Source organism: Nonomuraea sp. NPDC049725 (genome assembly GCF_040674795.1).
GTDB lineage: Bacteria > Actinomycetota > Actinomycetes > Streptosporangiales > Streptosporangiaceae > Nonomuraea > Nonomuraea ceibae.
Window position 1 is genome coordinate 197,522 of record NZ_JBFANJ010000016.1, and the last position, 12,269, is coordinate 209,790.

12 protein-coding genes and 2 pseudogenes are annotated in these 12,269 nt (G+C 72.9%); 5 read left to right on the plus strand and 9 right to left on the minus strand.

Annotated elements, in window-relative coordinates; genetic code table 11:
* Positions 1-41: 41 nt before the first annotated feature.
* From AB0J53_RS34760 to AB0J53_RS34770, 3 genes are all read right to left on the minus strand, one after another.
* Positions 42-1,094 (minus strand): pyridoxal-phosphate dependent enzyme, encoded by a 1,053-nt coding sequence (locus tag AB0J53_RS34760; protein ID WP_364180191.1) that lies wholly within the window; start codon positions 1,092-1,094, stop codon positions 42-44.
* A gap of 50 nt (positions 1,095-1,144) precedes the next feature.
* Positions 1,145-2,749 (minus strand): FAD-dependent oxidoreductase, encoded by a 1,605-nt coding sequence (locus AB0J53_RS34765; protein WP_364180193.1) that lies wholly within the window; start codon positions 2,747-2,749, stop codon positions 1,145-1,147.
* Between the two features lie 97 nt (positions 2,750-2,846).
* The gene (locus tag AB0J53_RS34770) at positions 2,847-3,617 is read right to left on the minus strand and encodes a TetR family transcriptional regulator (RefSeq protein ID WP_364180195.1); all 771 of its coding nucleotides are present in this window, start codon (positions 3,615-3,617) and stop codon (positions 2,847-2,849) included.
* 77 nt (positions 3,618-3,694) lie between these two features.
* On the opposite strand from AB0J53_RS34770, the gene AB0J53_RS34775 reads away from it, so the two are divergent.
* The 4 genes and pseudogenes from AB0J53_RS34775 (at position 3,695) to AB0J53_RS34790 (ending at position 6,208) form a co-directional block, all read left to right on the plus strand.
* Positions 3,695-4,594 (plus strand): alpha/beta hydrolase, encoded by a 900-nt coding sequence (locus tag AB0J53_RS34775; RefSeq protein ID WP_364180197.1) that lies wholly within the window; start codon positions 3,695-3,697, stop codon positions 4,592-4,594.
* A 44-nt stretch (positions 4,595-4,638) separates the two neighbouring features.
* Positions 4,639-5,196, plus strand: a complete 558-nt coding sequence (locus AB0J53_RS34780; RefSeq protein WP_364180199.1) for a TetR/AcrR family transcriptional regulator — start codon at positions 4,639-4,641, stop codon at positions 5,194-5,196.
* Positions 5,193-5,588: a DUF6463 family protein gene (locus AB0J53_RS34785; RefSeq protein WP_364180201.1), complete on the plus strand. Its 396-nt coding sequence runs from the start codon at positions 5,193-5,195 to the stop codon at positions 5,586-5,588. The genes AB0J53_RS34780 and AB0J53_RS34785 overlap by 4 nt, the downstream gene beginning before the upstream one ends.
* Before the next feature lie 118 nt (positions 5,589-5,706).
* A pseudogene (locus tag AB0J53_RS34790) lies at positions 5,707-6,208 on the plus strand (alcohol dehydrogenase catalytic domain-containing protein).
* A gap of 132 nt (positions 6,209-6,340) precedes the next feature.
* On the opposite strand, the gene AB0J53_RS34795 reads toward AB0J53_RS34790, so the two are convergent.
* The 4 genes and pseudogenes from AB0J53_RS34795 to AB0J53_RS34810 all read right to left on the minus strand — a co-directional run bounded on the left by AB0J53_RS34795 (position 6,341) and on the right by AB0J53_RS34810 (position 9,084).
* Positions 6,341-6,853, minus strand: coding sequence for an N-acetyltransferase (locus AB0J53_RS34795; RefSeq protein ID WP_364180221.1), 513 nt, complete (start codon positions 6,851-6,853; stop codon positions 6,341-6,343).
* Positions 6,854-7,072: 219 nt separating this feature from the next.
* Positions 7,073-7,630: pseudogene (locus AB0J53_RS34800) on the minus strand (class I SAM-dependent methyltransferase); the annotation flags it as partial.
* Complete coding sequence (rsgA, locus tag AB0J53_RS34805) at positions 7,627-8,709, minus strand: ribosome small subunit-dependent GTPase A (RefSeq protein WP_364180203.1); 1,083 nt, start codon at positions 8,707-8,709, stop codon at positions 7,627-7,629. The pseudogene AB0J53_RS34800 and the gene rsgA, both read right to left, overlap by 4 nt.
* Before the next feature lie 219 nt (positions 8,710-8,928).
* Positions 8,929-9,084 carry a hypothetical protein gene (locus tag AB0J53_RS34810; RefSeq protein WP_364180205.1) on the minus strand — a complete coding sequence of 52 codons (156 nt, stop codon included), beginning with the start codon at positions 9,082-9,084 and terminating at the stop codon, positions 8,929-8,931.
* Between the two features lie 342 nt (positions 9,085-9,426).
* On the opposite strand from AB0J53_RS34810, the gene AB0J53_RS34815 reads away from it, so the two are divergent.
* Complete coding sequence (locus AB0J53_RS34815) at positions 9,427-10,434, plus strand: TerC family protein (RefSeq protein WP_219507710.1); 1,008 nt, start codon at positions 9,427-9,429, stop codon at positions 10,432-10,434.
* 25 nt (positions 10,435-10,459) lie between these two features.
* Here the strand turns inward: AB0J53_RS34815 and AB0J53_RS34820 are convergent, their stop codons facing one another.
* Positions 10,460-11,017 carry a DUF305 domain-containing protein gene (locus tag AB0J53_RS34820; RefSeq protein ID WP_357588026.1) on the minus strand — a complete coding sequence of 186 codons (558 nt, stop codon included), beginning with the start codon at positions 11,015-11,017 and terminating at the stop codon, positions 10,460-10,462.
* Positions 11,018-11,020: 3 nt separating this feature from the next.
* Positions 11,021-11,881: a lytic polysaccharide monooxygenase gene (locus AB0J53_RS34825; RefSeq protein ID WP_219507713.1), complete on the minus strand. Its 861-nt coding sequence runs from the start codon at positions 11,879-11,881 to the stop codon at positions 11,021-11,023.
* Positions 11,882-12,269 lie beyond the last annotated feature (388 nt).

Genomic DNA, 12,269 nt, shown 5'->3' on the forward strand with positions numbered 1-12,269 from the left:
CCAGGTCACGGGACCTGGGCGGGGGACCGTACGCCGCTCGGTCAGAGGGCGGGGTTGGCGTCCGGGCCCTCGGTGCTGAGCAGGACGACCGTGGCGTCCGGGCCCAGGCCCAGAGCCGCGCGGCGGGCGGCGGCGCCGTCGCCGGTCAGGGCCGCGCGGGCGCCCGCCAGCGAGGCCGCGCCGCACGGGCCCGCCGCGACCCCGTGCCCGGCCAGCTCCCGCGCGGCGGCGGCGCTGTCGTCGTCGCCGATCGCGACCGCCGCGTCCAGGCCGTCTCTCAGGTACGGCCACGCCAGGCTGGACGGGGTGCCGCAGTTGAGCCCCGACATGATCGTGTCGCCGGTCCCGACGCTGACGGGCGCGCCCCGCCGGAGACTGGCCAGCACGCAGGCGGCCGAGTCGGGCTCCACCGTCATCAGCGCCACAGGGATGGAGCCGGAGCGGTAGTGGATCACCGCCGCCTGGGCGAGCGACCCCACGCCCGCCGGGACCACCACCAGGTCCGGGGTGCCCAGCTGCTCGTCGATCTCGGCGAACAGCGTCGAGTAACCCGCCACGATCCACCCGGGCGTCTCCTCGTAGCCGGGCCACGCGGTGTCCTGGACGAGCACCGAGCCCGGCTCCTCCGCCGCCTCGGCGGCCCGGCGCACCGCCTCGTCGTAGTCGCCGGCGACCTCGGTGACCCGCGCCTCCTCGGCCGCGATGGCCGCCACCGCCGCCGGATGCACGCCCTCCGGCACGAACACGTGCGCCCGCTGCCCGAACCGCCGCGCCATCCGCGCCACCGCCCGGCCGTGGTTGCCGTCGGTGGCGGTGACCAGCCGTACGGGATCGTTCCCGGGGCGGGCGGCCAGGATCCGGTGGATCGCCCAGGAGGCGCCCAGGGCCTTGAACGCGGGCAGGCCCAGCCGGTTCGACTCGTCCTTGACCAGGAGCCGCCCCACCCCGAGCGGCCAGGCCAGGCCGGGGACCTCGGTCAGCGGCGTGGGCGCGTATCCCACCAGGCCGGCGTGGAACTCCCGCACCCCGGCGGGGGCGGGCTCGCAGGTCCAGCGGCGGGCGGCGGGGCGGTCGTACCAGGTTTCGTGGTGCACCCGCCCCACGTTGCCCGCCGCGCCCGCGTCCCGTCCAGCGTCATCGCCGCTCAACCGGTGCGGCGCCGCAGTCTGAGCACGTTGTCCGTACGGGTGCCGGGAGTGCCGTCGGGGCGCGTCTGGACGCGCTCGTGCTCCTCGGCGAGCTCCACCTGCCAGGCGCCGTCGCGGAGCTCCAGGCTGCGCAGGACCTCCTGCGGGGTGGGGAAGTGCACGTCGGGGTGCGGGTTCTCCTCCCAGGAGGGGAACCCGGCGTGCCCGACGATCAGCAGCACCCCGCCCGGGGCGACGGCCTCGGCGGCCCGGCGCAGGACGCGCTCGCGGGGCAGCTCGGCGTAGGAGTGCAGGAAGTGCGCCGAGACCAGGTCGTAGACGCCTTCCGGGAAGGACCGGCCGAGGTCGTGCCGCTGCCAGTCGACGCGGTCGGCGACGCCTGCCTCGGCCGCCTGGCGGGCGGCGCGTTCCAGGGCCACGCCGGAGACGTCCACGGCCGTGACGCGCCAGCCGCGCCCGGCCAACCAGATGGCGTCGGCGCCCTCGCCGCATCCCAGGTCGAGCGCGGTGCCGGGCGGCAGGTCGGCGGCCTCGCGGACCAGGATGTCGTTCGGGTTGCCGCTCCAGACGCGGTCACTCTCGCTGTAGCGGGCGTCCCAGAACTCCTCCCCGCCGAGGACGTGGTTGCCGCCGTGCTCGGCGGGGTGGGTGCGGCGGGCGGCGACGGCTTCGCGGGTCTCCTCGGCGACGAGGTCGGCGTTGATCGCGCCGGCGGCCTTCACGCCCGCCGCGACCGAGCCGATGACGACCTCGGCGACGTTGGCGACGTTGCCGGCGACCCAGACGCCGGGCACCTCGGTGGCTCCGGTCGGGTCGGCGGCGATGTGCGAGCCGAGCACGTGCCCGGCCATCTCGTGGTCGACCGGCTCCAGGCCGAGCCCGGCCAGGACGCCCGCCCGCGCGGTGAAGCGCGGCGCCACGACCACGGCCTCGACGGGGACGGCCCGCCCGTCGGCCAGGTTCACCCCGGTGAGCGCGTCGTCCGTCACCTCCAGGCCGGTGACCTTGCCGCCGACCACGGCGATGTCGCGGGCCGCGAGCTGTTCGAGGTCCTCGCCGGACGGCGACGGCACGTCGTTGAGGAACAGCGTCACGCGGTCGCTCCACTGCCGCCACAGCAGCGCCTGCCGCACGGCCATGGGGCCGCTCGCCAGCACGCCGATGCGCCGGTCGCGCACCTCGTAGCCGTGGCAGTAGGGGCAGTGCAGCACCTCGCGGCCCCAGCGTTCGGCGACCCCGGCCACCTCGGGCAGCTCGTCGACCAGCCCGGTGGTCACCAGCAGGCGCGCGGCGGTGCGGGTGGTGCCGTCCTCCAGCTCCACGCGGAACCCGCCGCCGTCCAGTCGTTCGGCGGTCACGGCCACGCCGGTGACGATCTCGGCGCCGTACGAGGCCGCCTCCTCGCGGCCGATGGCCAGGAACTCCGACGGCGCGATGCCTTCGCGTCCCAGGTAGTTGTGCATTCCGGACGCCGGGGCGTTGCGCGGCAGGCCGGAGTCGATCACGAGCACCGAGCGGCGCGCCCGCGCCAGCGTCAGGGCGCCGCTCAGTCCGGCGGCGCCGCCTCCGACGACGATCACGTCATACTGCGTCTTCATCATGGCGTGATGGTGCGTCAGCCTCCGCCATCCTGGCAAACATTCTTGCTAAAACAGCAACACGCCTCCACCCGCTTGTCTCGAAATCAAAGTCTCATAATCATTTGTTTTTGAGACTGCGGTAGACGGTCGCTCTTGAGACGCCGAACGCGGTGGCGATCTCCTCGGCGGAGCGCCCCTCGGCGTGCATCTCGCGGGCCCGCGCGGTCTGCTCCGGGGTCAGCGCGGCCGGCCGCCCGCCGCTCCTGCCCCGTGCGCGCCCCCGCCCGGCGGGCACCTCCGCCGGGCGGGACGCCTCCGGGGAACCGGGCGGCTCGGGCGGGCGTGGCGGCTCGGATGGGCGGGGCGGTTCGCCGAGGAGCGCGCGGGCGCCGTCCAGGATGAGGGCCCTGAGCCGGTCGGCGGGCACGTCGCGGAACAGGACCACCGGGTCGGCCAGCCCGGCGACCGCCTGCGAGGCCCGCACCCGCTGCTCCAGCCCGCCGCCGGGCCCCGCCACCAGCTCGTTGGCCAGCGCGATCGCGGCGCGGAACCGCTCGGCCACCGGCGCCTGGACCAGCAGCGTCATGTCCTTGACCAGCATGGTGAGCGTCTCGCGGTGGCGCAGGTGCACGTCCACGTAGCCCTCGACGGCCCGCCACCGCACCTCGCCGGGGTCGCCGCACGCCTCGGCCTCGGCGAGCACCGCCTCCAGCTCGTCGAGCAGGGGCAGCGTGAGCTGGTGGAGGATCTCCTCCTTGGAGTCGAAGTGGTAGTAGAGGGCGGCCTTGGTGATGCCGACCCGGTCGGCGATGGACTGCATGGACGTCGCCCGGTAGCCGCGGGCGGCGAACAGGGTCCTGGCGGCGGCGAGGATCCGCTGGGGTGTCATGGATCTCACTTACCTATGGTCAGTTCCGGGGCTAGAGTGCTTACCGACAGTCAGTCTACGGCTTCGAGGTGATCCGTATGTTCGAGCGGACCCAGGTGTCCTTCACCGTCGGCGGCGTCCGGTGCGCCGGCTACCTCTACCTGCCCGCGGGCGCCGGGCGGGTGCCCTGCGTGGTGCTGTGCCACGGCTTCAGCGGCACGATGGACCGCCTGTTCCCGTACGCGGAGGGGTTCGCCGGGGAGGGGTTCGGCGCGCTCGTGTTCGACTACCGGAGCTTCGGCGAGAGCGGCGGTGAGCCCCGGCAGCTTCCCGACCTCGCCGGGCAGCGCGACGACCTGCGCGCGGCGCTCGCCTTCGCCCGCGCCCACGAGCGGGTCGACCCGGCGCGGGTGGTGCTCTGGGGCAACTCGCTCGGCGGCGCGCACGCCATCGTCGTGGCCGCCGACGATCCCGAGGTCGCCGCCGTGGTCGCGCAGATCCCGTTCAACGGGTTCCCGAAAGGGGTCGAGAACCGCGACACCTCCCAGACCCTGCGGCTGATGAGCTCCATCGTGTGGGACGCGGTGCGCGGCAGGCTCGGGCTGAGCCCGCACTACATCCCCATGGTGGGCCGGCCCGGCGAGCGGGCGGTCACGGCCACCCCCGAGGCCGACGCGCACATCCGCACGCTGACCGGCGGGAACACGAAGACGCTGTGGCGCAACAGCATCGCCCCCCGGGCCCTGCTGGACATGATGCGCTACCGTCCCGCCGAGGCCGCGGCGCGGCTGCGCTGCCCGCTGCTCGTCTGCGCCGCCGCCGACGACCACGAGACGCCGCTGGAGACGAGCCGGGAGCTCGCGGACCGGGCGCCGCACGGCGAGCTGCGCGTCTTCCCCGGCACCCACTTCACCTTCTACACCGACCCCGAGCTGCGCGAACGCGTGGCCGTCGACCAGGTCGCCTTCTTGCGCAGGGTGCTCGCGGAGGTCGGCTGACCCCCTCACCTCCCAGCACCATACGGTACGGTATGGTCGCTGGCATGGCGTCAAAACGCGACTGGCTGCGCACCGGGCTCCGCGTCCTCACCGAGGACGGTGCCCGGGCGCTGACCATCGAACGGCTGTGCGGGGAGCTCGACCTCACCAAGGGCTCCTTCTACCACCACTTCAAAGGCATGGCGGGCTTCAAGACCGACCTGCTCGCGCACTTCGAGGCCGAGCACACCGCACGCTTCATCTCGGCGGTGGAGGAGGCGGAGGGGACCGCCGACGCCCGGCTACGCGCCCTGGTCGACCTCGTCCTCGACGACGAGAGCGTCAGCGAGGGCCTGGACTCGGCGGTACGCGCCTGGGCGCTTCAGGACGCCGAGGTGCGCGCCGTGCAGGAGCGCGTCGACCGCACCCGCATCGACTACCTGCGAGTGCTGTGGCGCGACCTCGGCGGCCCGGAGAGCGACGTGGACCCCATGGCCCACCTGCTCTACCTGGTCCTCATCGGCGCCCAGCAGATCATCCCGGCCGTCCCCGCGCCCCAGCTGCGCGACATCTACCAGCGCGCGCTGCGGCTGGCCCCGCAGAAGGAGGCAGAGCCCGCATGAACACGCTGACCCGCTGGATCCCCCGGCTCGTCATCGCCACGGCGCTGCTCCACTTCGCCTGGGCGTTCGTCCAGCCCAACGCGTGGGGCGCGATCGTCGCCGACGGCTTCTACCGCAGCCTCGCCGACGACAGCGTCCCCGACTACTACGCCCGCGAGACGAGCGTGTGGTTCATGGTCGCCGGGGTCGCGCTGCTGGCCATGGGCACGATGGCGGCGCACATCCTCCGCACGACCGGGCGGCTGCCCGCGCAGCTCGGCTGGTACCTGCTCGTCCTCGGCCTCGGGCTGTGCGTCCTCTACTTCCCGGTCACGGGCGGCTGGCCGGTGCTCGTCATCGGCGTGCTCAGCCTCGTCGCCTCCCACCGCGCTCCCCAGCCGGCGGAGCGGTAGGCGCACAGCGGGGCAAAGCATCGGCCTGGGGACGGCCATCTTGTCCCCGGACGCGGACCGCCCGGCCCGTTCCCGGTAAGAGGACGGGCATCCGCTGCCGTCTGCAGGAGATCCACTCATGCGTGGAGCAGTGCTGTACGCCCCGGGTGACGTCCGTGTCAAGGACCGCCCGGACCCGGCGATCATCGAGCCGACCGGCGGTCATCCGGCTGACGGCCACCTGCGTCTGCGGCTCGGACCTGTGGCCGTACCGGGGCGTGGAGCAGGTGGACGGGCCCGCCCCGATGGGGCACGAGTACGTCGGGGTGGTGGAGGAGGTCGGCACCCAGCAGTCGATGATGCAGGCCATCCGCTCCACCCGGCCCGGCGGCCACGTCGGCTACGTCGGCGTCAGCCACGACGTCGCGCTGCCCGGCGACGAGCTGTTCTTCTCCCTCGTGCACCTGCACGGCGGCCCCGCCCCGGTGCGCCAGTACCTGCCCGAGCTCGTCGAGCTGATCGGCGACCGCGCGATCGACCCCGGCAGGGTCTTCGACCTCACGCTGCCCCTGGAGCGGGTCGCCGAGGGCTATCGGGCGATGGACGAGCGCCGCGCCGTCAAGGTCCTCCTGCAGCCCTGATCCCGGCGTCCAGGGCGTGCGCGGCGCCCTGGACGCCGGGATCAGTGACGACGAATGCGGACGGCGTGGTCGGCATCACGCCCGGGTGGTGGACGGCGGCCGGACTGCCCGGCCGCCGTCCACGCGCGTCCGTCAGACCCCGAACGCCGCCGGGTAGCGGATCGTGCCGGTCGGCACCGGGCGGGCCGGGTCGAGGGCCAGCGCCATCATGTACTTGTCCTCGACCTCGAACGGCGGCCGGACGCCGAAGCCGGACGCCGGGGTGAAGCCGAAGCGCGGGTAGTACTCGGCGTGGCCGAGCACCAGCACGAGGTTCTCGCCCTGCTCGCGGGCGGCGCGCAGGGCTCCTTCGATGGCGGCCGAGCCGGCGCCCGTCCGCTGGTGCTCGGGCGAGACCGCGCACGGGCCCAGGGTGAGCGCGGGCTCACCGTCGACGTGGCAGCGGGTCAGCAGCGCGAACCCGGCCAGCTCGCCGTCGGCCGTCTCGGCGACCCACGACAGGCCGGGCAGCCACGCCTCGGGGTCGGCCCGCAGCGCCTCGACCAGGTCGGCCTCGTGCGCGCTGGGGAAGGCGGCGAGGTTGACCTCGCGGATGCGGGCGAGGTCGGCGGTGGTCTCGGGGCGGGTGATCCAGGAGGTGGTCATGGTGTCCGTTTCCGTGGTGGCCTGCGGGCGCAGGACGTAGCCGGTGTACTGGTATTCGGCGCCGTGGTCGCGGCGCATGGCGATCTCTTGGAGGGTGGCTTCGACGGCCTCGCGCATCCCGGGCACGGTCGGGTCGGCGGCGCGGGCCCGTTCGGCGAGCGGCGTGTAGTACTCGTCGAACCAGTCGCCGTCGGGGAGCGGGTGCACCGCGACGACGTCGTAGCCGGCGGCGCGGGCGGCGGCGGCGTTCTGCTCGTGGGTGCGCAGCCGGTAGTGGCCGTCCCAGAACGCGCGTGCCTCGGGCGAGGGGGAGCCGGTGCTCCACTCGCACTCGGTGACGACCAGCGTGCCGCCGGGGGCGAGCAGCCGCCGCCACACGCGCAGCGCCGTGTCGAAGCCGATGTGGTAGACGGAGCCTTCGGCCCAGATCAGGTCGAAGCTCCCGTCAGGGAAGGGCAGCTCGGCCATCGACGCCCGCAGCGTGCGGACGGGCAGCCCGGCCTCGCGGGCGGCGAGGTCCAGGTCGTCGAGGAACGGCTGGTGCAGGTCGACCGCGGTCACCTCGGCGCCGGCCTCCCGGGCGAGCAGCAGCGCGGCCGGGCCCCGGCCGCAGCCGGCGTCCAGCACGCGTGGGCGCGCCGGCAGCGGCCCCGCCAGGTCGAGCAGGCGGCGGGTGGTCGCGTCGGAGCCGGGGCCTTCCCGGCGCAGGCCGTCGTGCAGGGCGAAGAACGCGGTCACGACCGGATCGGCCGCCGCGGGCGGCGTGTCGGCGCTCATGACTGCTGGTCCCTGAACTTGTAGGTGGCACGCAGATGGCTGGTGATGGCCTTCTGCCTGTCGGTGCGCTCGCCGCGCAGCCGGGCGTCGGTCCGCGCGGCGGCCCACGCGTTCTCGCGCTGCAGCTTGCGGTAGCTGTTCAGGCGGCGTTCGGTCAGCTCGCCCGCCTCGATGGCGGCCTGCACCGCGCAGCCTGGCTCGGTGTCGTGGGCGCAGTCGCCGAAGCGGCAGTCGCGGGCCAGCGCCTCGATCTCGGCGAAGGTCCGCTCCAGTCCGTCCGCGGCGTCGTACAGGCTGATCCCGCGCAGGCCGGGGGTGTCGATGAGGACGCCTCCGGACGGCAGCGGGACGAGCTCGCGCCGGACGGTGGTGTGGCGGCCCTTGCCGTCACGCTCCCGCACCGCGCCGATGGCGAGCAGGTCGTCGCCGAGCAGCGCGTTGCCGAGGCTGGACTTGCCCGCCCCGGACGAGCCGAGCAGCACCGTGGTGCCGCTCAGCGACGCGGTGAGGACGTCGATGTTCTGGCCGGTGGTGACGCTGGTGACCAGGATGTCGACGCCCGGTGCGAGCGTGGCCGCCTCGGCGCGGGCGGCTTCGGCGTCGGCGGCCAGGTCGGCCTTGGTGAGCACGACCAGCGGCCGGGCCCCGCTCTCCCAGGCCAGGGCCAGCATGCGTTCGAGCCGGGCCCCGTCCAGCGGGGCCGCGAGCGAGAGCGCGATGGCGACGACGTCGACGTTGGCGGCCAGCACCTGCCCGTGGGAGGTGCCGGACGCCGACGAGCGGACGATCGCGCTGCTGCGGGGCAGCAGCGCGACCAGCTCCGGCTCGGGGCCGGGCCGCAGCGCGGCCCAGTCTCCGGTGCAGGGCGCCAGGAGCGGATCGGGGGAGTGCAGCGCCGCGAGACCGGCGCGTACGGGGCCGGTCTCGGTGACCGCGTCACAGCGGCCGCGGTCGACGCGCACGATTCGGGCCGGCACCAGACCGGCCGCGCGGTGAGGGGCGAAGTCTTCGTCGAGCGCGTCGGTCCACCCGTATCGGGTCAGACCGTCGTCGGATGGATCGGTGAAAAGTTGTGGCAACGTGAGACACCTTGCGGGAAGGGGCCCCGACGAGACGCAGGCATCACCCCGCCACGCAAGCCCGACGGCTTACGGCAAGGGGTGGAAGTGGGTCAGACCGGGGCCCGGGACGTGAGGATTGTCCGGGCGCTGCGCAGGGCAGCGGTCTTCACCGCGGTCATCAAACCTCACCTCCCTCCAGCCGAATCCGAACCAACGGCACGTAGCTTACCAGGTTCGTCAGCCCCGCCGTCCCGGCCAGTCCGGCCGATCCTCGACGGGGGTCGTCCGGTGCCGGCGCTCGGCGGAGGAACGCGGCGGCCCCACCCACAGCACGGCGGCAGCGACCAGCGCGGAGAGGATCAGCAGGGCGCCCAGCAGAATTTCGAAGAACATGAGGACTCCTTCGGCCTCGACTGCGAGGACGAAGGTCTTCCCGCACCCTCCCGCGCCGGGAAGGGCCGTCCCGCCGGGCCTGCGGAGGCCGTGATGACGGCCGGGACGTCGGACGGCGGGTACTCCCCTCCGTGCTTCCTCCACTATCGTCCCGGGGCCCCGCACCGGTCAATCGGTCTCCCTGCGGTGGCTCGTACCGGCGGGTTCGCCTACCCTTGGGGGGCGAGGGGAGTACTTCCCAAGCGCCGGCCCGGTCAGTACGGACGTGACCTCGTCCCCGGGCGGCCGCCCGCGCGCCGCGGGTGAAGGAGACCTCGAACGGCTCTCGTTCGAGGAGGTTCCATGCTCGCTCCACCCGGTTCGATGACGGCTGCCCAGCTGGAGACGATCGGCTCACCCGGCCTGTGGGCGGTCACGATCGCCGGCCTGGTCCTGCTGCTGGGCGTCGACTTCGTCCTGACGCGGCGCCCGCACGAGGTGCGGATGCGCGAGGCGGTCGGCTGGTCGGTGTTCTACCTGGCGCTCCCGCTGCTGTTCGGCGTCTACGTGTGGAGCGCGTTCGGCGGCGGCGTGGCGGTGGAGTTCTACACCGGCTACGTGGTGGAGAAGTCGCTGTCGGTGGACAACCTGTTCGTGTTCATGCTGCTGCTGTCCGCGTTCGCGGTGCCGCGTGAGCTGGCCCAGCGGGTGCTGCTGTACGGGATCATCGGGGCGCTGGTGTTGCGCGCGGTGTTCATCGCGCTGGGCGCCGCGGTGCTGCAGAGCGGCACGTGGGCGTTCCTGCTGTTCGGCGGCATCCTGGTCGTCACCGCCTGGAAAATCCTCAAGGAGGCGCTGAGCGGCCGGGAGCAGCAGGTCGACATCGACTCGATGCGCTCGGTGCGCCTGCTGCGGCGGTTCATGCCGGTCACCGGCGACTACCGGGGCTCCCGCCTGACGGTCCGCGAGGGGGGCCGGCGCGCCCTGACCCCGCTCGCGCTCGCCATCGTGGCCGTCTTCGCCACGGACATCGTCTTCGCCGTCGACTCGGTGCCCGCGGTGTACGGCGTGACCGAGGACCCGTTCCTGGTCTTCGTCACCAACGCCTTCGCCCTGCTGGGGCTGCGCGCACTGTACTTCGTGCTGCAGGGCGTGCTGGAGAAGCTGCGGCACCTGAACCACGGGCTCGGCGTCATCCTCGGCTTCATCGGCCTCAAGCTCGTGCTGCACTGGGCGCACGGCATCTGGCCGGCGGTGCCGGAGATCCCCACGCTCGCCTCGCTGGGGGTGATCGTCGCGGTCCTGACGACCGTCACGCTCACCAGCCTGTACGCCAACCGGCGCGTCACCGCCCCACCCGTGGAGAGGTGACCTGCCGGTCAGGTCCGTTCGCCGGCTAGGTCCGCTTGGCGGGTTCGCGCTTGAGCAGGGCCAGCATCTGCTGGATCTGCTCCTTGCGGGACGCCTCGACGCGGGTCGCCCACTGCTTCACCTCCGGGTTGGCGCCGCCTGCCGTTTCGGCGCCGGCCATCTGGACGGCGTCGTCCTGGTGGGCGATCAGCAAGTTGAGGAAGTCACGTTCGAAGCTCTTGGACTTCTTCAGGTCGGCGATCTGCTTCCGGTCGGTCTCCGGCATGCCGCCGTGGTGGTCGTGGGAGTCCGAGGCGGCGGTCAGGGGCTGCGACCAGGCGTGCAGCCAGCGCAGCATCATCTCGACCTCGTCCTGCTGGGTGAGCGCGATGGCCGACGCCAGCGTCTTCAGCTCCGGCGTCTTCGCCCTGGCGGCGCCCACTTCGGCGATCTCGATGCCCTGGCGATGATGCTGGACCATCATCTGGACGAACATCACGTCCTCGGCGTTGACCGGATCGCCTGCGGACCGGGTGGGTCCGCAGGCGACGACCAGCAGCAGACTCAGGACTGTGGCGGTCCAGCGTGCCGCTGTTCCGGCCAATTCCTAGATCCGCTTCCAGAGGGCGGCCACGTTCGGCGGCTCCCAGCCGGTGAGGGCGGTGTGCGGCTGCAGGCACTCGTAGGTCGCGCCGCCGTAGGTGACCCGGTCACCCGTCCGGTAGGCCGTGCCCGCGCTCCACGTGCCGCCGGGCTGCGTCGACGTCGGCGTGGGGGTGGGAGTCGGGGTCGGGGTCGGGGTGGGCGTGGGGGTCGGCGTGGGCGTCGGGGTGGGGGTGGGCGTGCTGCCGCCGCCGAAGTCGACGTCCGAGCAGGTGTAGAAGGCCTCGTTGCTGCCGACCACGCGCTGCCAGATCGAGTAGAGGATGTGCCTGCCGCTGCGCTGGGGCAGGTTGATGGTCCAGTTCGTGAACGTGGTCGGGTTCTGGCCGTTGAACGTCTTGATGTGGACGAGGTCCGACCACTTGAGCGGCATGGTCGGGTTCCAGCCGTCGCGCGTGATGTAGAACTCGAAGTTGCTGTTGCCGTGCGGCGCGGACGCGTGGTAGGTCAGCGTGAAGTTGCCCGGCCGCACCTGGGTCGCGGGCCAGTCGGCGCGCTGCAGGTCGAGCCCGCGATACTTCTCGCGGCCCGCGCTGCAGAGCTTGCCGTCGGGGATGAGCTGGCGGTGCCGCCCGCCCGCTTCGAGCAGCGAGACCTCGTTCCAGTCGTAGAACGCCTGGGGCCCGCTGGCGGCCACGGCGGCCTTGCAGGCGTCGGACTTCGGCGCCTCGGGGCCTTCGTTCTTGCAGACGTAGACGCGGCTGGGCGGGTTGGACATGGTTCCGTGGGCGTGGGCCGCGGAGGCCGGCAGCAGGACCAGCATTCCTGTGGCGGCGGTCATGGCGGCGACTGTGCTCTTGCGCACCTGTGCTCCTGGGGGGATGAGACAGGAATAAAAAGGAAACCTTCCTAAGAGTTAACGATATTTGACGGGCAGGCAACCTGTCCAGGTCAAGGCGCGGGGCTTCGGATCGGCGGGAAAGTTGACGAGTTCACCCCGCTGTGTCATCCTGAAGGCGGCACCGAGGTTGACGCTTATAGTACGTGTGGACATTCGTTTCCTGTTTGCGTTATGCTGCTCCCTCGCGCTGCCCTTCCACGCCCTGGCTCCTGCCGGGGCGTTCGGCATGCGCGCAGTCCGATTCCGTCCGTGCCTTCCGGAAGGACATCTGTTGGCAGCCTCGCGCAACGCCTCCGCCGTACCCGCCGGTCCCCGTCGCGTCTCTTTTTCGCGCATCCAGGAGCCCCTCGAA

Excerpts from the sequence above, each read along its gene's own strand:
- AB0J53_RS34765 (WP_364180193.1), bottom strand. The coding sequence starts at position 2,749 with ATGATGAAGACGCAGTATGACGTGATCGTCGTCGGAGGCGGCGCCGCC.
- AB0J53_RS34770 (WP_364180195.1), bottom strand. The coding sequence starts at position 3,617 with ATGACACCCCAGCGGATCCTCGCCGCCGCCAGGACCCTGTTCGCCGCC.
- AB0J53_RS34775 (WP_364180197.1), top strand. The coding sequence starts at position 3,695 with ATGTTCGAGCGGACCCAGGTGTCCTTCACCGTCGGCGGCGTCCGGTGC.
- AB0J53_RS34780 (WP_364180199.1), top strand. The coding sequence starts at position 4,639 with ATGGCGTCAAAACGCGACTGGCTGCGCACCGGGCTCCGCGTCCTCACC.
- AB0J53_RS34785 (WP_364180201.1), top strand. The coding sequence starts at position 5,193 with ATGAACACGCTGACCCGCTGGATCCCCCGGCTCGTCATCGCCACGGCG.
- AB0J53_RS34795 (WP_364180221.1), bottom strand. The coding sequence starts at position 6,853 with ATGACCACCTCCTGGATCACCCGCCCCGAGACCACCGCCGACCTCGCC.
- AB0J53_RS34810 (WP_364180205.1), bottom strand. The coding sequence starts at position 9,084 with ATGTTCTTCGAAATTCTGCTGGGCGCCCTGCTGATCCTCTCCGCGCTG.
- AB0J53_RS34815 (WP_219507710.1), top strand. The coding sequence starts at position 9,427 with ATGCTCGCTCCACCCGGTTCGATGACGGCTGCCCAGCTGGAGACGATC.